Below are 19,723 nucleotides of genomic sequence, written 5' to 3' on the forward strand. Positions count from 1 at the left end.
TCACCCGGGCCGTGCGGCGGCACCGCCCGGCTCGGCCCCCCGGAACCAGCACTTACCTTGACACCAGTACCTTACTTCAAAGTGGGTACTTTCCCTTAGTTAGCGCACGCCCTAGGGTTAGTTGCAGACCGCACCTCTCAAGGAGTTCTGCATCATGAGCATCGTCGTCACCGGAGCCACCGGACACCTCGGCCGTCACGTCGTGGAGCAGTTGCTGGAGAAGGTCCCCGCCGAGGGGATCACGGCCGTCGTGCGCGACAGGGCCAAGGCCGCCGACCTCGCCGAGCGCGGCGTGAAGCTCGCGGTCGCCGACTACAACGCCCCCGAAACCTTCGACGGCCTGTTCGCCGCCGGCGACAAGGTCCTGCTGATCTCGGGCAACGAGTTCGACAAGGGCCGCCCGGCCCAGCACCAGGTCGTCATCGACGCCGCGGCGGCGGCGGGCGTCGCGCTGCTGGCGTACACGAGCGCGCCCGGCAGCCTGAGCGCCGCGCTGGCCGACGACCACCGCGCCACCGAGAAGGCCCTGCTGGCCTCCGGTCTCCCCTACAGCCTGCTGCGCAACGGCTGGTACCACGAGAACTACACCGAGAACCTGGCCCCGGTGCTGGCGCACGACGCCGTCGTCGCCGCCGCCGGTGACGGCCGCGTCTCCTCCGCCTCCCGCGCCGACTACGCCGCCGCCGCGGTCGCCGTACTGACCGGCGAGGGGCACGAGAACACGACGTACGAACTGGGCGGCGACGAGGCGTGGAGCTTCGCGGAGTACGCGGCCGAGCTGAGCCGGCAGACCGGCAGGGAGATCGCCTACAACGCCGTGTCCACCGAGGCCCTGGTCGGCATCCTGACCGGCGCCGGGCTGCCCGGGCCGTTCGCCGCGATCCTGGCCGGCGTGGACGCGTCCATCGAGAAGGGCGAGCTGGTCGTCACCACCGGCGATCTGTCCCGGCTGGCCGGACGCCCGGCCACCCCGCTGTCCGAGGCGATCGCCGCCGCGCTCAAGGGCTGACCTCCCGCCTGTCACGACCGTATGGCGATACGGACATGACAGACGGGGGTGTCCGGCGTTACCTTCGACCTCGCACGCCTTCACGAGGCGGTGCGGTCGTCAGAAGGAGGGGCCCGTGGCCGGGAAGTCCAAGGCTGGTGAGGGCCGGACAGGCCTGCTGAACGGTTTCGCCGCCTACGGGATGTGGGGTCTCGTCCCGCTCTTCTGGCCACTGCTCAAGCCCGCCGGCGCGGGCGAGATCCTCGCCCACCGCATGGTGTGGTCCCTCGCCTTCGTCGCCGTCGCGCTGATCGTCGTACGGCGCTGGAAGTGGGCCGGTGAGCTGCTGCGCCAGCCGCGCCGGCTCGCGCTCGTCACCGTGGCCGCCGCCGTCATCACCGTGAACTGGGGCGTCTACATCTGGGCCGTGAACAGCGGCCATGTCGTCGAGGCGTCCCTCGGCTACTTCATCAACCCGCTGGTCACCATCGCGATGGGCGTCCTGCTCCTGAAGGAGCGGCTGCGGCCCGTGCAGTGGGTGGCGGTCGGTGTCGGCCTGGCCGCCGTCCTCGTGCTGACCGTCGGATACGGCCGTCCGCCGTGGATCTCGCTCTGCCTCGCCTTCTCCTTCGCCGTCTACGGGCTGGTGAAGAAGAAGGTCAACCTCGGGGGGGTCGAGTCGCTGGCCGCCGAGACCGCGATCCAGTTCCTGCCGGCGCTCGGCTATCTGCTGTGGCTGTCGGCGCACGGTGGCTCCACCTTCACCGGTGAGGGTGCCGGGCACTCCGCGCTCCTCGCCTCCACCGGCATCGTCACCGCGCTCCCGCTGGTCTGCTTCGGCGCGGCGGCGATCCGGGTGCCGCTGTCCACGCTGGGTCTGTTGCAGTACATGGCGCCGGTCTTCCAGTTCCTGCTCGGCGTCCTGTACTTCGGCGAGGCCATGCCGCCCGAGCGCTGGGCCGGCTTCGCGCTGGTCTGGCTGGCGCTGGTGCTGCTCACCGGGGACGCGTGGCGCACCTCGCGCCGGACCGCCCAGGCGCTGCGGGCGTCCCGGCTGCTCGCCGCCGAGGCCGGGATGCCCGGGGTCGCCGGGATGCCCGGGGCCGCCGCGACGGGCGGCGCCTCCGCGACGGGCGGCATCGCCGACGCCGTACGGGAGGACCACACCGCGCGGTCCGCGTCCGCGCCCGCCGCCGAAGTGCCGGAGGTCTCCCCCCTCGCCAAGCAGTAGCCGGCGGTCACCGCGGGGCGCCCGTCACCGCCGGGGTCCCCGTCACCACGGAGATCCCGGTGGCCGAACGCGCCCGGCGGGGCCACCGGCGGGATCCGGACGAAAGGCCCTCAGTCGAGCCGTCCGCGGGCCCGGTGTGCCCGCACCTTCTCGCGGTTGCCGCAGTGTTCCATCGCGCACCAGCGGCGGCGGCCGGGGCGGGAGGTGTCGACGAAGAGGAGTCGGCAGTCGTGCGCGCCGCACTCGCGGACGCGGTGCGCGTACGGGCCGGTGAAGAGGTCGATCGCGTCGCGGGCGACGGTCGAGAGCAGTTGGGTGCCGGTGGCGCCGGGGGCCCAGGAGCGGGTGCCGTCCGGGGTGAGGCGGGGGACGAGCGGGGCCTCGGCCGCGGCCGCGTTGAGGGCGTCCAGGTGCTCCGGCCGTTGCGGGCGGCCGTGGGCCCGGTCGGCCGTGAGGAGGAAGAGGGCGTCGCGTACGGCGCGCACCCGGCTCAGCTCCGCCTCCGAAACGGTGGGTTCCAGTCCTGCGGGCAGGCGGCTGCGGGCGGCCCAGTCGACGAGGTCGGCGGGTTCGTGCAGCACCTCGTAGCGGGCGAAGGCGCCGGGGCCGCCGGTGACCAGCAGCTCCAGGCAGAGGGCGCCCGGGTCGAAGCGGTAGGGCCGGCCGTCGTGCGAGACCAGGGTCAGGCCGGGGAGCCGACCGGTCGGCGATCCGGGACCACCTGGCGTTTCCGGATGCTCCGGCGTTTCCGTTGCGCGCACGCTCATGTAACTACTATAACTGGTTACATGAGCGAGACACCCACAGCGGAACCCACCCCCGTCCACTGGAAGCTCGTCGTCGACTCCCTCGACCCGCACGCCCAGGCGGACTTCTGGGCCGCCGCGCTGCACTACGCGGTCGAGGACAACGCTGCGCTCGTCGAGCGCCTGCTGGGACTCGGCGCGCTGCCCGGCGCGGCGACGGTGGAGCACCACGGCCGCCCCGCCTTCCGGGACCTGATCGCCGTACGGCATCCCGCGGACCCCTTCGACGCGGACACCGGCACCGGGCTGGGGCGGCGGCTGCTGTTCCAGCGGGTGCCGGAGGAGAAGACGGTCAAGAACCGGCTCCACCTCGACCTGCACCCCGGCGCGGGGCGGCGGGAGGCGGAGGTCGAGCGGCTGACCACGCTCGGGGCGAGCGTACTGCGGGAGGTGAAGGAACCGTCCGGGGCGTGGGTGGTGATGGCGGACCCGGAGGGGAACGAGTTCTGCGTGCACTGAGCCAGAGCGGCGGCGACGGGATCCGGTAGGTGAACTCGCTGTCCTGATAGCACTCTTGACGGAGAGTTGGCCACAGCTTCACCATCCAGGCACCCCATTCACTGTGGGTTCCCTGTGGCCACCCCGCGGGGAATCCCTCTGGAACTCGGAGCCCCCCACCATGAAGCTCTCCGTTTCCGGGCGGGCGACGGCGACCGCCGTCGTCGCGGCCGTCTCGCTGCTCGCCACCGGCTCCATAGCCGGCGCGGCCCCCGCCCCCGAGCCCGTCGCGATCGCCGCCGCGCCCGACATCCCGGTGGCGAACGTCAAGGCACACCTGACCCAGCTCCAGTCGATCGCCACCGCCAACGGCGGCAACCGCGCCCACGGCCGCACCGGCTACCGGGCCTCCCTCGACTACGTGAAGGCCAAGCTGGACGCCGCCGGATTCACCACCACGATCCAGCAGTTCACCGCGTCCAGCCGGGTCGGCTACAACCTGGTCGCCGACTGGCCGGGCGGCGACTCCAACCAGGTCGTCATGGCCGGTGCGCACCTCGACAGCGTCACCTCCGGCGCCGGCATCAACGACAACGGGACCGGCTCCTCGGCCGTCCTGGAGGCGGCCCTCACCGTCGCCCGCACCGGCTACCAGCCCACCAAGCACCTGAGATTCGCCTGGTGGGGCGCGGAGGAACTCGGCCTGGTCGGCTCCAAGTACTACGTCAACAGCCTGTCCTCCACGAACCGCGCCCGCATCAGCGGATACCTCAACTTCGACATGATCGGCTCGCCGAATCCCGGCTACTTCGTCTACGACGACGACCCGGCCATCGAGAAGACCTTCAAGGACTACTTCGCGGGCATCGGCGTCGCCACGGAGATCGAGACCGAGGGCGACGGCCGCTCCGACCACGCGCCCTTCAAGAGCGCGGGCGTCCCGGTCGGCGGCCTGTTCACCGGGGCGAGCCGCACCAAGACGGCGGCCCAGGTCACCAAGTGGGGCGGTACGGCCGGACAGGCCTTCGACCGCTGCTACCACTCCTCCTGCGACACCACCGCCAACGTCGACGACACGGCGCTCAACCGCAACGCGGACGCGCTCGCGTACGCGGTGTGGACGCTGTCGCAGTAGGCATGTGCCCCGCGGGTCCGGTGCACCGGACCCGCGGGCTCGCTCCCCGGCCCCGCGGATCCGGGTCCGGGCCCTGCCGGCTCGTCCCCCGGTCCCGCCCGCTCGTCCCCTAACCCTGCGGGCCCGCGCCCGCGTCGTGGGCCCGTCGGGCCAGCCGGGTCATCCGGGACCGGGCCGACTCCAACTCCTCGGCGTCGTCGGCGGCCGGACCGTCCTCGGCGACCAACTCGTTCCACAGACCCAGGAGTTCGGTACCCAGGTCCAGGCCCTGGAAGGGGTCGCGCACGGCACGCCAGGCCGTCGCCGCGCTCTGCACGTTGCCGTACGCGGCCTCCGCGTCCCGGTGGCGGCGGTGGATGCCGGCCAGGTCGAGCGAGAGGTGGAAGGAGCGGACCGGGTCACCGGCCAGGTAGGCGATGTACGCGGCGAGTTCGCGCAGCCGGAGCACCTCGGGGTGCTCCGGTCCCAGCGTCGCCGAGGCCTCGGTCACGGTCCGCTCCGCGAGCGCCGCGGCCGTGTCCGTACGCCCCGCCCGCACGGCCTCGTTGATCCGCGCCATCGGCTCACCGAGCAGGGCGGGCGCCCCGTCGGCGCCGGGGAGCGAGCGCGGGTCGTCCCCGAGCACGGCCTCCGCCACGGCGTCGAAGCCACGGGCGGGGGTCGGCCTGGGCTCGGGATCGGGCTCGAAGCCCCGGGCCACCTCGGGGTCGAGGAGCGGCACGGGGTCGGTCGCCGGGCGCGGCACGGCGTCGGACACCGGATGCGGCACGGCGTCGGACACCGGATCCGGGATCGGGTCGGAGGCCGGGGACGGCCGGGAGACCTGAACCGGCTCTTGAACAGGCTCCTGAACCGGAACCTGAACCGTTTGCGGGGCCGGGACCGGGACCGGGACCGGCCGGGAGTCCTGGAGCGGCTGCGCGTCCCGGTGCGGCTGCGCGTCCAGGTGCGGCTGCGCGTCCAGGTGCGGCTGCGCGTCCCGGGCCGGCTCCGGGACGGGACCGGGGCGGGCGTCCTGCGGGGTACGGTCCATCACCGGCGGTGGGCCGAAGACGCCCGTCGGGGCGGCTGCGGCGCCCGGGACCTCGTCCCGCGGCTCCGCCGGCTCGCGGCGCAGGAAGTGCGTGGGCTGGTCCGGTCCGGTGGGTGCCCGCCCCTCGGCGCGCGGTGCGGGCGGCACGGGCGGTGTCGGCGGGGTGAGCGGGGTGAGCACCTCGGTGGGCCGGGCCGACGGCCGGCCGTCCGGCTCCACCGGCGGGGCCACCCGCAGGGGCTCGCCCGCGAAATGGCTGGAACCGTCCAGCTCGACGCGCAGCGGGACGACGTAGCCGATGCGCTCGTCGTGGACCGTGGCGAGCACCGGGTGCCCGGTGGCGAGGGCGATGCGGTGGAGGTGGCCGAGAACGGCCTGCTGGAGTTCCTGCCCGTCGGCGGCGGCGACGGCAACGCCGCCGATGCTCGCCGGCCCGCCCCCCGGGACGCGCACGTCGAGCGGCGCCACCGCGACGGCCCGCCCCCCGTCGTACTGCTGTGCCCGCTTCTTCTCGCGGCTGAGTCGAGACATCGGTTCCTCACCCTGACACGTCGCCGTGCACGTACGTTGCGCTCGTCACCCGTGCACCCAGGCGTACACGTACTGTTGAGTCTCTCCGGCCACGCCCGTCCGCACGTCACCGCGGCGTCACAGCCTCGTTCCAAGGACCCGCGGCCGCGGGGATCCGGCGGTGGTCCGGCCGCGCGGCGGGCGGTGGCGACGACGAGGGGTGCGGGCATGCGGACGACGGACGGGCGGCGGCCGGGACCGGAGATCTGGATCCGCGGTCCGGTGCCCGCGCCGGAGCCGCCGCCGTGGCCGTACGGCGCGGCGGCCGGGCCCCGTCGCTTCTCCTGGCTCGGCACGCACGGCGGGGCCGGCGCCTCCACGCTCGCCGCGGTCTACGGTGGCCACGACTGCGGACGTGACTGGCCCGGTCCGCACGACCCGCCGTCCGTGCTGCTCGTGGCCCGGACCCACGCGGCCGGACTGGAGTCGGTGCTGCGGGTCCTGGAGGTCTTCCGGCGCGGGCAGGCCCCGGCGGGCCTCGATCTGGACGCGGTCGTGCTGGTCGCGGACGCGCCCGGCCGGCTGCCGCGCCCGCTGGCGCAGCGGGTACGGCTGATCGAGTCGGTCGTCGACGTGTACCGGGTGCCGTGGGTCCAGGAGTGGCGCCTGGGTGACCTGTCGGGCCCGCCGCCCCGCGGGACGGAAACCCTGGTCCGCCTCACGGACACGGCCGCCCGGCGGACGCGCTGAGCGCGGCTCCGTCCGGGTCGCGGGAGCCCCCGCCCGCGTCACCGCCCGCCTCCTCGGCCGTCGGGCTCGCGGCCGCCGTACGGGAGGGGCGGCTACGGGCCGTCGACGTGGTGCGCGGGGCTCTGGAGCGGATCGAGCGGGCGGACCGTGCGCTGGGGGCGTTCGCCGAGGTGTGGGAGGACGCGGCGGCTGAGCGGGCGGCCGAGGTGGACGCGCGGGTCGCCGCCGGTGAGCGGCTGCCGCTCGCGGGGGTGCCGATCGGGGTCAAGGGGCGGCACGGGCTGCGGACGGCGGGGCCGCTGGTGGCCGCCGGCTGCGTACCGGTGGGTGCGACGGCCGTGCCCGGGCCCGGAACCCCCTGGCGGACCTGGGGTCTCGGCGCCCACGGCCGTACCGTCAACCCCTGGCGGGCCGACCGCACACCGGGCGGCTCCTCGGCCGGTTCGGCGGCGGCGGTCGCGGCCGGCCTGGTGCCGCTGGCGACCGGCAGCGACGGCGCGGGCTCGGTGCGCATCCCGGCCGCCTGGTGCGGCGTCCTCGGGCTGAAGGTCACGAACGGCCGCTTCCCGTCCCCCGACCGTACGGGGCTGGCGGCACCGGGCGTCCTGGCCCGGCACGCGGCGGACGCGGCGGCGTACTGGGCGGTGCTGTCCGGAGCGGGGCCGGGGCGACGACTCGGGCCGCCCACCGCCGTCTTCTCCCCCGGTCTCGGGTTCGCCGACCCCCGCCCGGAGCCCCTGGCCCTCGCCCGGGCCGCCGTGGACCGCCTCGCCGACGCCGGCGTCGTACGGCTGCTGCCGTCCGGGGTGCCGGTGCGGCTGGAGGATCCCGCACCCGCCTGGCTCGCGTTGCGCGGGCCGGGTGCCACCTCGGCGGTCCGGGGGCCGCGGGGCGTCAACGACCGTCGGCTGGCCGCCCTCTTCGACCGGGCGGACCTGTTGCTGACCCCTACGACCCCTGATCCGGCGCACGGCCACGACGGCCCCGGCGATCGTTACTCGACGGCGCTGACGTGGGCGTTCAACCTGAGCGGGCATCCGGCGATCAGCATTCCGGCGGGGGTCGGCGCGGACGGCTGCCCGGTGGGGCTCCAGGCGGTGGCGGCGCACGGGCGGGAGAGCGTGCTGCTGGCCCTGGCGGCGGACGCGGAGGCGCTCACGGGGTTCCGGGCACCCCCTGGCATCAATTATTGCACGTACATATAATGCAGATGCGCATATCGACCGCACGCCGACCGTTTGGGGGATCCATGAGCACCCGCCGATTCCTGTTCGTACTGGGCAGCAGCCGTCCCGACGGCAACACGGAGCGACTGGCCCGCGCGGCCGCCGAGCAACTGGCCGCCGACGTGCAGCAGGAGTGGATCAGCCTCGCCGAGCATCCGCTGCCCGACTTCGAGGACCGGCGCCACGACACCGACCACGTCCGTCCCACCGACGGCGACGAGGCCCTGCTGCTCGACGCCACGCTCGCGGCGACGGACATCGTGATCGCGTCGCCGCTGTACTGGTACACGCTGTCCGGCCAGGCCAAGCGCTACCTGGACCACTGGTCCGGCTGGCTGCGCACCCCCGGCATCGATTTCGGGGCGACCCTCGCCGGGCGCACCCTGTGGGGCGTCACGGTGCTCGCCGAGGAGGAGCAGGCGGTGGCGGATCCGCTGGTCGGTGCGCTGCGGAACTCGGCCGCGTACCTGCGGATGCGGTTCGGCGGGGTGCTGCTGGGGAACGGCAGCAAGCCGGGCGACGTGATGACCGACACGCAGGCACTGACCCGCGCGAAGACCTTCTTCGAGCGGCCCGCGCCGCTCGCCCGCCACACGTTCGAGACCGACTGACGGCCCGCGCCCGTCCGCCTCGGGGCGGTCGGCGGGCGCGGCCGTCACGCCGTCACGCCGTCACGCCGTCACGCCGTCACGCCCTTCGCCGTGAACCGCGCCCAGGCCGCCGACCCGAACACGGCGACGTACACCGCCTGGAGACCGAGGTTCTTGCGGAGTTCCTCCCAGTAGACCGGGTCGCGCACGAGGTCGGCGAAGGACAGCCAGTAGTGGGAGAAGAGGTACGGCTGGATCGCGTGCAGCTGCGGGATCTGGTCGAGGATCTGCACGGTGATGAGCAGGCCCACGGTCGTCGCCATGGCCGCGATGCCGCTGTCGGTGAGTGTGGAGACGAACACTCCGAGCGCGGCCACGCCGAGCAGCGAGGCGGTGACGGCCAGGGCGATCAGCAGGGCCCGCCCCAGGCCGTCGGCGAAGGAGATGCGGGTGCCGGAGATGGTCGTGAGGTCGCCGAGCGGGAACAGCAGCGCACCGACCGCCAGCGCCGACACCGCGACGACCAGGGTGGCCAGCAGGCAGAAGGTGATCGTGGCCGCGTACTTGGCGAGCAGCAGGCGGGTACGGCCGGCGGGGGCGACCAGGAGGTAGCGCAGGGTGCCGGAGTTCGCCTCGCCGGCGACCGCGTCCCCCGCGACGACGCCGACGGCCATGGGCAGGAAGAACGGGAGCGTCGCGGCCAGCGCCGTGAACACCAGGAACAGGCCGTTGTTGGTGATCTGCGCCATGAAGGCCGGTCCCTCACCACCGCCGCCGCCCCGCTGACCGCCGGTCGATCCGTCACCGGTCTCGATCTTCACGGCGATCCCGACGAGCACCGGTACGGCGGCCAGCACACCGAGCAGGGCGAGGGTGCGCCAGCGGCGCAGGGTGACGGCCAGTTCGCTGCGGAAGAGTCCGAGGCTCCACAACGGGTTCACCCGCCGGACGCCGTCCCCGTCCTGCGGTACGGCTTGCGGTACGGCCTCCGCTTCGGCATGCGCGGCCCGCTCAGCCCGCTCAGCCCGCGACATCGAAACCCTCCCCCGTGAGTGCGACGAACGCGTCCTCCAGAGAGGCCCGTTCCACGCCGAAGCCGCGCACCCGGACGCCTGCCGTCACCAGCGCCGCGTTCAGATCGGCGAGTTCGCGGTCGGCGGGCTCGCCCGTCACCCGGTCCTCGGTGACGACGACGTCCGCCACGCCCTGTTCCTTCAGCACCCGGGCCGCGTCCGCCGTGTCCGGGGTGGTCACGGCGAGCCGGCCGCGCGCCCGGGCCGCCAGCGCCGACACCGGCCCCTGGGTGAGGAGCCGCCCACGTGCCATGACGGCCGCGTGCGTGCAGACCTGCTCGATCTCGTCGAGGAGGTGGGAGGAGAGGAAGACGGTGGTGCCGTCCGCCGCCAGCTCCCGCACCAGGACCCGGATCTCGCGCATGCCCTGCGGGTCGAGACCGTTGGTCGGCTCGTCCAGGACCAGCAGCCGGCGGGGCTGGAGAAGGGCGGCGGCCAGGCCCAGCCGCTGCTTCATGCCGAGCGAGTACGCCTTCGCCTTCTTGCCGGCGGCGGTCGTCAGACCCACCCGGTCCAGTGCCCCGGCCACGCGGACGCGCCGGGTGCGGGGGTCGGCGGTCGGATCGGCGGCGTCGTAGCGCAGGAGGTTGTCGCGGCCGGAGAGGAAGCCGTAGAGGGCGGGACCCTCGATGAGGGCGCCGACGTGCGGCAGCACGGCGCGGGACGCGCGGGGCATGGGGTGCCCCAGCACGCGTGCCGTGCCGGAGGTGGGCGCGATCAGGCCCATCAGCATGCGGATGGTGGTGGTCTTGCCGGAGCCGTTCGGACCGAGGAAGCCGAAGACGCTGCCCGCCGGGACGGCCAGGTCGAGGCCGTCGACGGCGAGCTGTCCACCGCGGTAGCGCTTGGTGAGGGCGCGCGTGCGGATGACGGCGTCACTGTCGGCGATGCCGTCGCCGTCGGTGATGCCGTCGCCGTCGCTTTCGGTGATGCCGTACGCGCCGGCAGCACCGACACCGCCCGGAACACCGCCCGGAGCGGGCGTGCGGGGCAGCGCGCGCGCCGCCGACTCGTCGTCCATCGGCTCCCCCGATCGTCGGTTCACGTCAGGGTACTTACTGCCCCGCGTCCGCCGCCTTCACGAGGGCGTCCTTGGTGACGGCGCCGACGTAGAGCTTGCCGTCGTCCGTGACCAGGGCGTTGACCAGGCGGGTGGAGAAGACGGTGCCCGAGCCGAACTTGCCGTCGACCTTGTCGCCGAAGGAGTCCAGGAACCCGCCGAGACCGCCCGCGTCGGGAAGGTCACCGGCGGAGGGGACGCCCTCGCCGCCGGTGTCGAAGGTGGCGACGGAGGTCCAGCCCTCGCCCAGGACGTCGAGCCCGGCCAGGTCCTTGGCGAAGCCCTCTTCCGCGCCCTTGGGCGGCATGGGTACCTCGCTCGCGGCGTCCGCGCTGTCCCCCTCGGTCACCTTGGCCCCCTTGGGCGGGGTGAAGTCGAAGGTGGCGGCACTCGGCTTGGCGAAGCTGACCTGCGTGAAGCCCGCGTCGACGACGGCGGCTCCACCGCTCGCCGGGGTCAGCGTGAACTTGAGCGGCAGTCCCGTCCTCGCGTCCACGGCCACACTGATCGCGCCGACGGTCGAACCGGACTGCTTCGGCTCGATCAGCAGCTTGTAGGCGTCGCGGCCGGCCACCTGGACGGTGCCGTCCACGGTCACGGACGTGGTGTCGTCGACGGCCTTCAGGGCCTCGTCGGTGAGGTCCTTGGGCGTGGCCGGGACGGGCTCGGCCGCCGCGCCCTGCTCGGTGGTGGAGTGGTGGACCTCGTTGGAGGCGCTGTCGTACCCCCACACGTCCTTGCCGTTGTGGATGAGGCTGTACTCGGCTGCGCTCTCCAGGAGCGACAGCTTCTGCCGGTCCGGGCCGTCGGCGGCGACGCGCAGGGTGTGCGTGCCGGAGGCGAGTTCGGTGAGCCTGGTGGAGGGGTCGGCGGAGGACCCGCCGTCGTCGCCCCCGGTGGCTCCGGAGAGCAGCCCGCTCTCCAGGCCGCCCAGGTCGGGCAGGCCGAGGTCGGTGGTGATCTTCACCGTGCCGGACAGCTGCTGTACGTCCGACGCGGCGATCTTCTCGATGAGCTGCTGTGCGGTGATCTTCGGCAGGTCGGGGTCCCCCGAGTCGGCGAGCGCCGGGACCAGCCCGATCGTCGCCGCCGCGACACCCACCACGGTGACCGGAACGATGTACCGCACCGCCCTGCGCCGTCCGACCCGCAGATCGTCGGCCTCCCCGGCGTGCGTGCTGTCGTCGGATGCGTACGGTGCCATGTGTGCCTTACCTCCGTCGTCGGCGGCGGCCGGTCGTCGCGCGGGTCAGCGTCCCCCACCCGAGCCGCCATTCTCACCCGAATCGGTGAGGAGTGGTGATTTCCGTAGCTCCCATCTGACCAAATCAGCCACTCGCTTACGTCAGCCCGAGGACCCAAGTCGACGTACGCCTGGGGTATGACGCGGGGGCCGGGGTGTCAGGGTGGGGTGAGGGGTGGAGCCCCGGTGAGGCGGGGCGGAGACCGGGGTGGGACGGCGACCGGGACGGGGCGGGGACAGGGACGGGGCGGGGACAGGGACGGGCGGGGCGGAGACCGGGGTGGGGTGGGCGGGGCCGGCCCCGTACGCGTCACCCTCCCGGTGGACCACCGCGTCTCATCCCGCCCGGTGGACCACCGCGTCGCACAGCTCCATCAGCGCCACCTTCGCGTCGCACTCCCGCAACGGCACCAGCGCCGCCCGGGCCTCCTCGGCGTACCGCACGGTGTCCCGCCGGGCCTGCTCCAGCGCGGGGTGGCCGCGCAGCGCGGTGAGCGCCTCGGCGAGCCGGGCGTCGTCGCTCAGGTCGGAGTCGAGCAGCTCGCACAGCCCGATGTCCTCGGGCAGGGCCAGCCGGGCGGCCCGCTCGCGCAGCCGCAGCACCGGCAGCGTGGGGATGCCCTCCCGCAGGTCCGTCCCCGGCGTCTTGCCCGACTCGTGCGAGTCCGACGCGATGTCGAGCACGTCGTCGGCGAGCTGGAAGGCGACGCCCAGCCGCTCGCCGTACTGGGTGAGCACGTGCACGACCGTCTCGTCGGCGCCGGCCATCATCGCGCCGAACCGGCACGCCACCGCGACCAGCGACCCGGTCTTGCCGCCGAGCACGTCGAGGTAGTGGTCGACGGGGTCCCGGCCGTCGGTCGGCCCGGCCGTCTCCAGGATCTGTCCGGTGACGAGCCGCTCGAACGCCTCCGCCTGCACCCGCACCGCCTCGGGCCCGAGGTCGGCGAGGATGTGCGAGGCACGGGCGAACAGGAAGTCGCCGGTGAGGACGGCGACCGAGTTCCCCCAGCGGGTGTTCGCGCTGGGGACACCGCGCCGCACCTCGGCCTCGTCCATCACGTCGTCGTGGTACAGCGTGGCCAGGTGGGTCAGCTCCACCACCACGGCGGAGGGCACGATACCGGGCGCGTACGGGTCGCCGAACTGTGCGGCGAGCATCACGAGCAGCGGCCTGAACCGCTTCCCGCCCGCCCGGACGAGGTGCTGCGCGGCTTCCGTGATGAACGGGACCTCGCTCTTGGTGGCCTCGAGCAAGCCTTCCTCGACAGCCGTCAATCCTGCCTGGACATCGGCTTCCAGAGCCTGGTCCCGCACGCTCAGCCCGAACGGCCCGACGACGGTCACGAGGGGTCTCCTGTCTGCTGGTGTCTTCTGGCGATTACGCGGTTTGTCGATAGGTCGCTGCCCTCACTCAAGTCAGCGTATCCGGTCACGTTTCGATCACCGACAGGCCCCACGTCCCCCCGTCTCGAACTTCGCCCGACCGGGAGGCGCGCCCCGAGCGGCCGGAGGGCGCCGGATCATGCCCGGTGTGTCGCCGATCAGCCGGTACGGGCGGCCTGGGCGGGCGGCGGAACGGACCGGCGGTCCCGCCCGGCCGCCCCCGTCACCCTCCCGGACCCTCCCGGGCCCTCCCGGCCGCAGCCGTCGGACACATCCTCCCCGCCGGCCCCACGGGGCCACGCAGCTGCGCATCCGCTCGCCCTCCCGCCATGAGACCGCCACGAGGACCTCCGCATCCGTCTGCCCGACGGAACCCTCCCGTACGCCCGCGCGTGGCGCCCACCGACGGACGAGCCCGCGCCGGCCGCTCCTGGAGCACACCCCGGTCCGGCTCCGCGACCGCACCGCGGCACGCGACCGGCAGCGCCGCCCCGGCGCGCGAGCCACGGCCACACCGCCGTACGCGTACACCGCCGTACACGTGGACGCGCACGGCGACGGCGACCGCGAGGACCTGCCCGGCTCCGGCACGCGCCCGCACACGGCGGCAGCGGCAAGGCGGCGTTCCACGAGATCCGGCGAAGGCTCACCCCACGCACGCCCCTTTAAAAGGGACTTGGCGCTCAATGACCGTTTTACCCCTCTTGTGGACGCTGGTGAGTTGGCTCACTGCGCGCACATACGGCCGACCCATTGCGGAAGTTGTGATTCCGCTTTGCCCGTCGGTGAGTTGACGCCCGGCGAACGCAAAGGATCAAGCAGGCATAAGCCACTGATCAAGGTCAATAGGTGTCATCTGTGAATCCGGCACTTGTTCCGGACATGCGCTCTCGCATACGTTCCCGGCCTGTCGGGCAGACGCCTAATCCTGCCGCCGCCCGGCACCCATCGACCGACACTCACGCACGGCAGGAGCGGGGGACCCAGGTAAGTCGCCGGACCGTACGTCACGCACGTGCCGGGCCGGCTCGGGGTGAAGTCGCGTCGCCGCACCCCTGCGGCGGCCGGCCGGGCACTTTCCAGTCCGAACCCGACAGCTCACCTCGCAGGCGCCGGAGAGGAACCTTTCGCCATGCCTGCCGCCGTTCAGCACCGCCGCACCCGCCTCGCCCGCACCCTCGCCGTCGCCGCCACCGGCGCCGCCGCGCTGGCCCTCCCGCTCATCGGCTCGACCAGCGCCTCCGCGGCCACCACGACGTCGGCCACCACGGCCGCCACCACCACGGCCGGGTACACCAACAACCTCGACGGCTGGATCCGCGAGTCCCTCGCGATCATGGCCGAAAAGGGCATTCCGGGCACCTATGACGGCATCTACCGCAACGTCATGCGCGAGTCCTCCGGCAACCCGAACGCCATCAACCTGTGGGACTCCAACGCGGCCGCGGGCATCCCGTCCAAGGGCCTGCTCCAGGTCATCGACCCGACCTTCGCCGCGTACCACGTGGACGGCACCGCCTTCGACCCGTACGACCCGGTCGCCAACATCACCGCCGCCTGCAACTACGCGGCCCACCGGTACGGCTCGATCGACAACGTCTTCGGCGCCTACTGACGGCCGCTCCCGCCGGCCCACCGGGGGGGGAGGGAAACGAAGGCCCCGGTGACAGGGCCCCGCCGGACTAGGGAAACAGTCTTTCGAGGACGACGGCCACGCCGTCGTCCTCGTTCGACGTCGTCACCTCGTCGGCCACCGCCTTGAGTTCCGGATGGGCGTTGGCCATCGCCACGCCGTGCGCCGCCCAGTCGAACATCGGGAGGTCGTTGGGCATGTCGCCGAAGGCGATCGTGTCCTGCGGCCGCAGCCCGAGGTGCTCGGCCGCCAGGGCCAGTCCGGTCGCCTTGGTGACGCCGCACGGCTGGAGCTCCACCGTGCCCGGCCCGGACATCGTGACGGTGGCCAGCGAGCCGACCACCGAACGGGCCGTCGCCGCCAACTCGTCGTCGGACAGGGTGGGATGGCGCAGCAGAACCTTGCTGATCGGCTCGCACCACAGGTCGTCGCGCGCTCCGACGCGCAGGGCCGGCAGCGTCGGGTGCGGCATCAGATAGCCCGGTTCGATGAGCGTGAGCCCGTCGACGCCGTCCTGGTCGACCGCCGCGTACACCTCGCCCACCTCGGCCTCGATCTTGCCGAGCGCCGTCTCGGCCAGCTCCCGGTCCAGGGCGACCGACCACAGCAGACGGTCCGCTCCGGCGTCGTACAACTGCGCGCCCTGTCCGCACACCGCGAGCCCCCGTCCGCGCAGGACGTCCAGCAGCGGCCGTACGCGGGGGGCCGGCCGGCCGGTCACCACGAGGTGGCGGGCGCCTGCGGCCGCCACCCTCGCGAGCGCGTCGAGCGACCGGTCGGAGAAGGTGTCGTCGCCGCGCAGGAGCGTTCCGTCCAGGTCGGTGGCGACGAGGGAGTACGCGCAGCGCGCGGCGGGTGCGGTGGGTGCGGCCATGATCAGAGAATACGGACCGCAGGGGGCTCCGACTCACTTCCGGTCCGGCGCCCGCTCCCTTGCCGTCCGGGCCCCGGGGCTTCCCGCGTCCGACCCCCGGGCCATCCCGCTCCGGCCCGCTCCGTCCGGCGTCCAGGCCCGCTCCGTCCGGGGTCCGGCGCCGCCCCGTCCCGTTCGGCACCGTTCATGCGGGAAACGGCTTTCCGCCGCAACGCCGGGTACAGGGACGTTGAAGGCCTATGCACCGGTTGGCAACAACATGGTCCGCTACCTACCGCCCCGGTACCTGGAGCGGTACCGTCCAGACAGTCCAGGGGGGACTTGATCGGGGGGTCAGGTTGAGCGGCGGACGTATTCGTGTGCTGAATCCGGAGGATCTCGGCGAGGGGGAACGGGAGCGGTGGCGCGCGCTGCGCGCCGCGTCGACGGCTCCGCGCAACCCGTTCATGGAACCGGAGTTCACCGAGGCCGTGGGCCGCGTACGGCCCCGCACGCGCGTGGCGGTGGTGTACGAGGGGCGCGAGCCGGCCGGCTTCCTGCCCCACGAGCGGGGCCGGTTCGGCCGGGGCCAGGCCCTCGCCCACGGTGTCTCGGACTCCCAGGGAGCCGTACTCGGCCCGGGGCTCGGACTGGACGCGGACGAACTCCTGCGGGCCTGCTCCCTGTCGAGCTTCGCCTTCGACAACCTGGAGGCGGAGCAGGAGCTGTTCGTCCCGCACGCGGCGGCCGAGTACACCTCCTACGTCATCGACGTGGAGAAGGGGTACGAAACCTACGAGTCCGTCCTGCGCGCACAGTCCCCGAAGTTCCTCAAGACGACGCTCGCCAAGGAGCGCCGGCTCGGCCGCCAGGTCGGTGACCTGCGGTTCGTGTTCGACGAGCGGGACCCGGCCGCGCTGCGCACGCTGATGGCGTGGAAGTCCGCGCAGTACCGCAGGACCGGCCGCCGGGACCGGTTCGCGCAGGAGTGGATCACCCGGCTCGTGCACCTGCTCGCCCGGGAGACGCGCGGCCCGGACTGCTCCGGCACCCTGTCCGTCCTCTACGCCGGCGGGCAGCCGGTCGCCGCGCATTTCGGGCTGCGCTCGACGACCGTGCTGGCCTGCTGGTTCCCCGCCTACGATCCGGAGTTCGCGAAGTACTCGCCCGGTCTGGTGCTGCACCTGCGGATGGCCGAGGCGGCCGCCGACGAGGGCATCGGCCTGCTCGACCTGGGCCGGGGGGCCGCCGAGTACAAGGACTCGCTGAAGACGGGCGAACTGCCGGTCTACGAAGGTGCGTGGACGCGTCCGGGGGCGGGCGCCGTGCTCCACTGGCTCAGCCGGGAACCCTCGCGCCGGGCACACCACTTCGTGCGCAACCGGCCGCGGCTCGCGGCGACGACGGCACGGGCGCTGAGGGGTGTCGGGCGGCTGCGCCGGCCCTGAGGCGTTCCTGACGCATCCGACGGGTTCCGGCGAATTCCAGCAGTTTCCGACGGGTTCCGACGGGCCATGGGAGTGGAGGGGGAGGATTCGTGTCCCACGCGACACGTGTACGGCGGGAGATCCAGAGGTACCTCGCCATCGAACCGGTGCAGGTCGCCGAACTGGAACTGGAACCAGGACCGGAGCCGGAGCCGGGACCGGGACCGGACGGCGGCGGCGGTGTGCTGAGACCCGGTCCGGGCAGCCCGCCCGTGACACACGGTGAGGTGTTCCTCCTGGTCCGCAGGGGCGGTCGGCCGGTCGCCGCACTGCTCGGGCGGGTGCCCGAGGGCGCCGACCCGAGAGCGGTCCTCACCGAACTCGCCCGGCGGCACCCGGACAGCGGACCGGCACCGGCACCGGCCGCCACGGGAAGCACCGTCCCGTTCACCACCGTCGTCATCGCCACCCGCGAGCGCGCCGACCGGCTCGCCCACGCGCTCGACTCGATGCTCTCCCAGGACCACCCCGACTTCGAGATCGTCGTCGTCGACAACGCCCCGGTGACGGACGCGGCCCGCGACCTGGTCGGACGCAAGTACGCCGAGCGCGTGCGGTACGTGACCGAGCCCGTTCCCGGTCTCGCCGTCGCCCACAACACCGGCCTCGCGGCCGCGCGCGGCGACGTGGTCGCCTTCACCGACGACGACGTGGTGGCCGACCCGCGCTGGCTGACCGAACTCACCGCGCCCTTCGCGGCCGACCCCGGCCTCGGCTGCGCCACCGGGCTGATCCTGCCGGCCCGGCTGTGCACCCCCGCCCAGGTACTGCTGGAGAGCCACGGCGGCTTCGCGAAGGGCTTCACGCCACGGACGTACGACCCCGTCGAACCGCCCGCCGACGAGCCGCTGTTCCCGTTCACGGCGGGCCGGTTCGGGTCCGGCGCCAACATGGCGTTCCGGACCGGCGTGCTGCGTGCGGTCGGCGGCTTCGACCCCGCGACGGGGGCGGGGACGCTCGCGCGCGGCGGCGACGACCTCTACGGCTTCGTCCGCGTGCTCGCCCAGGGACACCGCCTGCACTACACCCCGCAGGCCCTGGTCTGGCACCACCACCGCGAGACCTGGCAGGACCTGGAGACGCAAGCGTACGGCTACGGGGCCGGGCTGACCGCCTACCTCACCGCGCTCCTGGTCAACCGGCCCGCACTGCTTCCGGCGTTCCTCGCCCGGCTCCCCCGCGGCCTCGCGCACGCCCGCACGCTGACGGCGGCCCGGAACACGGACGCCCGAGGCACGGACACCCGAGGCACGGAGGGCGTGCCTGGTGCTTCGGGTGTTCCGGGTGTTCCGGGCGGGCACGACGGCCGTGGTCATCCGTGGCCACGCCGGTTGTCCCGGTTGCAGCGGAAGGGAATGGTGTACGGGCCGTTCGGCTATCTCCGCGCCCGGCGTGCGCTGCGCGCGGTGCCGGCGTCCGAGGTGGCCGGGATGGCCGGGATGGCCGGGATGGCCGGGATGGCCGGGAGGTCGCGGTGACGGGGGCGGGCGGCGAGGCCATCCCGGTTTTCCTGTACCACGCCGTGATGGAGGAACCGCCTGTCTGGATCGCGGAGTTCACCGTCACCCCGAAGGAGTTCGCGGCGCATCTCGACGCCGTCGTCGACAGCGGCCGTACGCCCGTGACGGTGAGCGCGCTCGCCGACCACCTCGCGGGGCGGGCGCCGCTGCCCGACCGGCCCGTGCTGCTGACCTTCGACGACGGGTTCGCCGACCTGCCCGGACCGACCGCCGAGGCGCTGACCGCGCGGGGCCTGGCCGCCACCGCCTACCTCACCACCGGCGCGATCGGCCCCGGCGGGCGCAGTCTGCTGCCGCCGGCGCCGATGATGACGCTGGCCCAGGCCGCCGGGCTGGAGCAGTCCGGCATGGAGGTCGGCAGCCACACCGTCACGCACGCCCAGCTCGACACCCTGCCGTCCCGTGACCTGGCCCGCGAACTGCGCGATTCACGGGCCGTGTTGGAGGACGCCCTCGGGCATCCGGTGCGCCATCTCGCCTATCCGCACGGCTACAACAGCGGGCGGGTGCGGCGCATGGCGGCCGCCGCCGGGTACGAGACGGCCACCGCCGTGCGGCACGCGCTGAGTTCGGAACGGGACGAGGCGTACCGCATCGCCCGGCTCATCGTGCGGCGCTCCCACACCGTCGCCGATGTGGAGAGCTGGCTGGCGGGCGGGGGCGCACGGGTCGCGCCGTACCGGGACGGTCCGAGGACGGTGGGGTGGCGCTGGTACCGGCGGGCCCGCGCGGTGCTGCGCGGGCCCGTGTTCGCGGGCTAG

The 19,723-nt window shown here is 73.6% G+C and carries 18 protein-coding genes and 1 riboswitch; of the genes, 11 read left to right on the forward strand and 7 right to left on the reverse strand.

Translation table 11 applies throughout. From position 1 onward, the window contains the following. Positions 1-154 precede the first annotated feature (154 nt). Complete coding sequence (locus ACIP5W_RS20585; RefSeq protein ID WP_401475219.1) at positions 155-1,009, forward strand: NAD(P)H-binding protein; 855 nt, start codon at positions 155-157, stop codon at positions 1,007-1,009. 115 nt (positions 1,010-1,124) lie between these two features. Next, complete coding sequence (gene rarD / locus ACIP5W_RS20590) at positions 1,125-2,219, forward strand: EamA family transporter RarD (RefSeq protein ID WP_401475222.1); 1,095 nt, start codon at positions 1,125-1,127, stop codon at positions 2,217-2,219. A gap of 110 nt (positions 2,220-2,329) precedes the next feature. On the opposite strand, the gene ACIP5W_RS20595 is transcribed toward rarD, so the two are convergent. Beyond that, the gene (locus tag ACIP5W_RS20595; protein WP_401475225.1) at positions 2,330-2,986 is read right to left on the reverse strand and encodes a CGNR zinc finger domain-containing protein; all 657 of its coding nucleotides are present in this window, start codon (positions 2,984-2,986) and stop codon (positions 2,330-2,332) included. Positions 2,987-3,007: 21 nt separating this feature from the next. Between ACIP5W_RS20595 and ACIP5W_RS20600 the strand changes: the two genes are divergently transcribed. Next, positions 3,008-3,484 carry a VOC family protein gene (locus ACIP5W_RS20600; RefSeq protein ID WP_401475228.1) on the forward strand — a complete coding sequence of 159 codons (477 nt, stop codon included), beginning with the start codon at positions 3,008-3,010 and terminating at the stop codon, positions 3,482-3,484. Positions 3,485-3,644: 160 nt separating this feature from the next. Beyond that, positions 3,645-4,598, forward strand: coding sequence for a M28 family metallopeptidase (locus ACIP5W_RS20605; RefSeq protein ID WP_401475231.1), 954 nt, complete (start codon positions 3,645-3,647; stop codon positions 4,596-4,598). A 109-nt stretch (positions 4,599-4,707) separates the two neighbouring features. On the opposite strand, the gene ACIP5W_RS20610 is transcribed toward ACIP5W_RS20605, so the two are convergent. Next, positions 4,708-6,162, reverse strand: a complete 1,455-nt coding sequence (locus tag ACIP5W_RS20610) for a tetratricopeptide repeat protein (protein ID WP_401475234.1) — start codon at positions 6,160-6,162, stop codon at positions 4,708-4,710. A gap of 207 nt (positions 6,163-6,369) precedes the next feature. Between ACIP5W_RS20610 and ACIP5W_RS20615 the strand changes: the two genes are divergently transcribed. The 3 genes from ACIP5W_RS20615 (at position 6,370) to ACIP5W_RS20625 (ending at position 8,728) form a co-directional block, all read left to right on the forward strand. After that, positions 6,370-6,891 carry a DUF6668 family protein gene (locus ACIP5W_RS20615; protein ID WP_401475237.1) on the forward strand — a complete coding sequence of 174 codons (522 nt, stop codon included), beginning with the start codon at positions 6,370-6,372 and terminating at the stop codon, positions 6,889-6,891. Positions 6,892-6,998: 107 nt separating this feature from the next. Continuing rightward, positions 6,999-8,096 (forward strand): amidase family protein, encoded by a 1,098-nt coding sequence (locus tag ACIP5W_RS20620; RefSeq protein WP_401475240.1) that lies wholly within the window; start codon positions 6,999-7,001, stop codon positions 8,094-8,096. A 44-nt stretch (positions 8,097-8,140) separates the two neighbouring features. Continuing rightward, a complete protein-coding gene (locus ACIP5W_RS20625; RefSeq protein WP_401475243.1) occupies positions 8,141-8,728 on the forward strand; it encodes a flavodoxin family protein in 588 nt (195 codons plus the stop codon). 68 nt (positions 8,729-8,796) lie between these two features. On the opposite strand, the gene ACIP5W_RS20630 is transcribed toward ACIP5W_RS20625, so the two are convergent. From ACIP5W_RS20630 to ACIP5W_RS20645, 4 genes are all read right to left on the reverse strand, one after another. Then, a complete protein-coding gene (locus ACIP5W_RS20630; protein ID WP_401475246.1) occupies positions 8,797-9,741 on the reverse strand; it encodes an ABC transporter permease in 945 nt (314 codons plus the stop codon). Continuing rightward, a complete protein-coding gene (locus ACIP5W_RS20635) occupies positions 9,728-10,801 on the reverse strand; it encodes an ABC transporter ATP-binding protein (RefSeq protein ID WP_401475566.1) in 1,074 nt (357 codons plus the stop codon). Before ACIP5W_RS20635 ends, ACIP5W_RS20630 begins: the two co-directional genes overlap by 14 nt. A 34-nt stretch (positions 10,802-10,835) precedes the next feature. Beyond that, positions 10,836-12,044: an outer membrane lipoprotein carrier protein LolA gene (locus tag ACIP5W_RS20640; RefSeq protein WP_401475249.1), complete on the reverse strand. Its 1,209-nt coding sequence runs from the start codon at positions 12,042-12,044 to the stop codon at positions 10,836-10,838. A 375-nt stretch (positions 12,045-12,419) separates the two neighbouring features. After that, complete coding sequence (locus tag ACIP5W_RS20645; RefSeq protein ID WP_401475252.1) at positions 12,420-13,430, reverse strand: polyprenyl synthetase family protein; 1,011 nt, start codon at positions 13,428-13,430, stop codon at positions 12,420-12,422. Positions 13,431-14,415: 985 nt separating this feature from the next. Beyond that, positions 14,416-14,596: riboswitch (cyclic di-AMP (ydaO/yuaA leader) on the forward strand. Positions 14,597-14,601: 5 nt separating this feature from the next. On the opposite strand from ACIP5W_RS20645, the gene ACIP5W_RS20650 reads away from it, so the two are divergent. Next, positions 14,602-15,084 (forward strand): transglycosylase SLT domain-containing protein, encoded by a 483-nt coding sequence (locus ACIP5W_RS20650; RefSeq protein WP_401475255.1) that lies wholly within the window; start codon positions 14,602-14,604, stop codon positions 15,082-15,084. Between the two features lie 67 nt (positions 15,085-15,151). Here the strand turns inward: ACIP5W_RS20650 and ACIP5W_RS20655 are convergent, their stop codons facing one another. Then, positions 15,152-15,976 (reverse strand): HAD family hydrolase, encoded by an 825-nt coding sequence (locus ACIP5W_RS20655; RefSeq protein WP_401475258.1) that lies wholly within the window; start codon positions 15,974-15,976, stop codon positions 15,152-15,154. Positions 15,977-16,329: 353 nt separating this feature from the next. Between ACIP5W_RS20655 and ACIP5W_RS20660 the strand changes: the two genes are divergently transcribed. From ACIP5W_RS20660 to ACIP5W_RS20670, 3 genes are all read left to right on the forward strand, one after another. Beyond that, positions 16,330-17,403, forward strand: a complete 1,074-nt coding sequence (locus tag ACIP5W_RS20660) for a GNAT family N-acetyltransferase (RefSeq protein WP_401475569.1) — start codon at positions 16,330-16,332, stop codon at positions 17,401-17,403. An 89-nt stretch (positions 17,404-17,492) separates the two neighbouring features. Beyond that, positions 17,493-18,920 (forward strand): glycosyltransferase, encoded by a 1,428-nt coding sequence (locus ACIP5W_RS20665; RefSeq protein ID WP_401475261.1) that lies wholly within the window; start codon positions 17,493-17,495, stop codon positions 18,918-18,920. A 47-nt stretch (positions 18,921-18,967) separates the two neighbouring features. Then, a complete protein-coding gene (locus tag ACIP5W_RS20670) occupies positions 18,968-19,723 on the forward strand; it encodes a polysaccharide deacetylase family protein (protein ID WP_401475264.1) in 756 nt (251 codons plus the stop codon).

The organism is Streptomyces sp. NPDC088766 (genome assembly GCF_044750845.1).
Classification (GTDB): Bacteria; Actinomycetota; Actinomycetes; order Streptomycetales; family Streptomycetaceae; genus Streptomyces.

What these genes read in the sequence shown, in the direction of transcription:
- ACIP5W_RS20585 (WP_401475219.1), top strand. Translation starts at nt 155, where the DNA reads ATGAGCATCGTCGTCACCGGAGCCACCGGACACCTCGGCCGTCACGTC.
- ACIP5W_RS20595 (WP_401475225.1), bottom strand. Translation starts at nt 2,986, where the DNA reads ATGAGCGTGCGCGCAACGGAAACGCCGGAGCATCCGGAAACGCCAGGT.
- ACIP5W_RS20600 (WP_401475228.1), top strand. Translation starts at nt 3,008, where the DNA reads ATGAGCGAGACACCCACAGCGGAACCCACCCCCGTCCACTGGAAGCTC.
- ACIP5W_RS20605 (WP_401475231.1), top strand. Translation starts at nt 3,645, where the DNA reads ATGAAGCTCTCCGTTTCCGGGCGGGCGACGGCGACCGCCGTCGTCGCG.
- ACIP5W_RS20610 (WP_401475234.1), bottom strand. Translation starts at nt 6,162, where the DNA reads ATGTCTCGACTCAGCCGCGAGAAGAAGCGGGCACAGCAGTACGACGGG.
- ACIP5W_RS20615 (WP_401475237.1), top strand. Translation starts at nt 6,370, where the DNA reads ATGCGGACGACGGACGGGCGGCGGCCGGGACCGGAGATCTGGATCCGC.
- ACIP5W_RS20625 (WP_401475243.1), top strand. Translation starts at nt 8,141, where the DNA reads ATGAGCACCCGCCGATTCCTGTTCGTACTGGGCAGCAGCCGTCCCGAC.
- ACIP5W_RS20630 (WP_401475246.1), bottom strand. Translation starts at nt 9,741, where the DNA reads ATGTCGCGGGCTGAGCGGGCTGAGCGGGCCGCGCATGCCGAAGCGGAG.
- ACIP5W_RS20635 (WP_401475566.1), bottom strand. Translation starts at nt 10,801, where the DNA reads ATGGACGACGAGTCGGCGGCGCGCGCGCTGCCCCGCACGCCCGCTCCG.
- ACIP5W_RS20640 (WP_401475249.1), bottom strand. Translation starts at nt 12,044, where the DNA reads ATGGCACCGTACGCATCCGACGACAGCACGCACGCCGGGGAGGCCGAC.
- ACIP5W_RS20650 (WP_401475255.1), top strand. Translation starts at nt 14,602, where the DNA reads ATGCCTGCCGCCGTTCAGCACCGCCGCACCCGCCTCGCCCGCACCCTC.
- ACIP5W_RS20655 (WP_401475258.1), bottom strand. Translation starts at nt 15,976, where the DNA reads ATGGCCGCACCCACCGCACCCGCCGCGCGCTGCGCGTACTCCCTCGTC.
- ACIP5W_RS20670 (WP_401475264.1), top strand. Translation starts at nt 18,968, where the DNA reads ATGGAGGAACCGCCTGTCTGGATCGCGGAGTTCACCGTCACCCCGAAG.